The organism is Paenibacillus sp. 2TAB19 (assembly GCF_052115185.1).
Lineage (GTDB): Bacteria > Bacillota > Bacilli > Paenibacillales > Paenibacillaceae > Pristimantibacillus.
Genome location: NZ_JBFRGE010000199.1, coordinates 1 through 1,307, shown reverse-complemented (window position 1 = coordinate 1,307; position 1,307 = coordinate 1). Strand labels below are relative to the sequence as shown.

The window sequence follows — 1,307 nt, the reverse complement described above, 5'->3', positions numbered from 1 at the left end:
GTCGCTGTCCGTTCAGCGCTCGACGAAAGGTTCCTTCGATTTGTACGGTGGCAGATTCGGCCTCTAAGGCATTCTCTGTGCCTAAACGGTATTTTACCCCTTCTAGTCTTATATCCACTTCACGCGGTAAGTACAGCCAAATACCAGCAGTTAAAGCARTTAGAAAGAGTCCTAGTCCGAGAAGCCAAACAACCTTCTTCTTCAACAAACTTCATCCCCTTCCAGCATCTATAGTTGATTGTTTGAATAAGGGTCTCTCATTAAATAATCAAGTTATTTGTTAAACGTTTATAAAGGCGTGGAAGTTGCGTTATACTGCCCATTACCTCAACGAACAACGGCAGCCAATTGTAAAGGTGGCTGCCGTCATGTCGTGAAGCTAGCGTTCCCCGATAGCGTAATGCTTAAATCCCCTAATCAACGTTTCTTTATATAATAAACTGTAACAAAAGCATCCTCATTAAAACCAAATTGCCTGCTTTCAATTACATAGCTTTCATTGAAAATGTCAATATCATCACCGGTTATTAAGGTAGGCAATGAAACTTTTGTTTCTTGTTCAAACAAACAATTATCGCCAACAAAGAAACGAGTTATAAAAAATTCGATTGGCGGAAACTCAGGTTCATGCTTTATGAACTTCAACATTTGTCACCTCATTTAAATTGCATTTACTTCGAAAACGGCGACTGACCGCCTCATTRTCCATTGAACTATAATCTCCCATTCCCTCGTTTAGTTCGATGAATCGATGGTAATTGTTAATCTCCAATTGTAAAAAAAATCCTAAGCAATCTCCCATTTAAACGTTCAAACTCCTTCAAAAGATCAGCAGCATTATTCGAATATTTACTCTGAATGTAGAACCGGCTGCTGGTGTAAAAGAGGGAGAAGATCACTTCTCTCGAGACACTCGTCTCTTGTTGGATAGATTCCTTGTAGACATCCAAGGTAGAATAGAGGAGCTCGATGAGATTGCGATCGATTACCGCGTTCCCATTCTCTGCTTGATTTCCCCTTAATGAAAGAATAAGGTCGGTACAGATGTCTTGCAGTTTTTTCTCCAAGTTCGGTTCCATGCCCTTCGCCTCCCTATTGGATTAACCTGTCATTTGTAGAGTCTCAACTAACGAACATCACCAGCGTCGGATGAATACACACCATCCCCCGTATTCACGCTAACTGCCCTTTAGCTTAATAAAAAAAGAGCTGCTGCTGCGACAGTCTGCTCCCGTGATTCGTTCAACTAATGTTCCCAGTTAGCGTAACGATTTTTTGACTGTGTATGTGAACGTGAACTAGACCTT

Annotated in this window: 3 protein-coding genes; all 3 read right to left on the bottom strand. The window is 41.1% G+C overall.

The genetic code is table 11. The features are described 5' to 3' along the window. Nucleotides 1–205: hypothetical protein (locus AB4Z33_RS30960; protein ID WP_442053579.1), on the bottom strand; the 205-nt coding region annotated here is incomplete at its 3' end. Between the two features lie 212 nt (nucleotides 206–417). Then, entirely contained in the window at nucleotides 418–648 is a 231-nt protein-coding gene (locus AB4Z33_RS30955) for a hypothetical protein (protein WP_442053578.1), read from the bottom strand. Nucleotides 649–761: 113 nt separating this feature from the next. Beyond that, a complete protein-coding gene (locus AB4Z33_RS30950) occupies nucleotides 762–1,079 on the bottom strand; it encodes a hypothetical protein (protein ID WP_442053577.1) in 318 nt (105 codons plus the stop codon). Between the last annotated feature and the right edge of the window lie 228 nt (nucleotides 1,080–1,307).

Coding starts and splice junctions, on each gene's coding strand:
- AB4Z33_RS30955 (WP_442053578.1), bottom strand. CDS start 648: ATGTTGAAGTTCATAAAGCATGAACCTGAGTTTCCGCCAATCGAATTT.
- AB4Z33_RS30950 (WP_442053577.1), bottom strand. CDS start 1,079: ATGGAACCGAACTTGGAGAAAAAACTGCAAGACATCTGTACCGACCTT.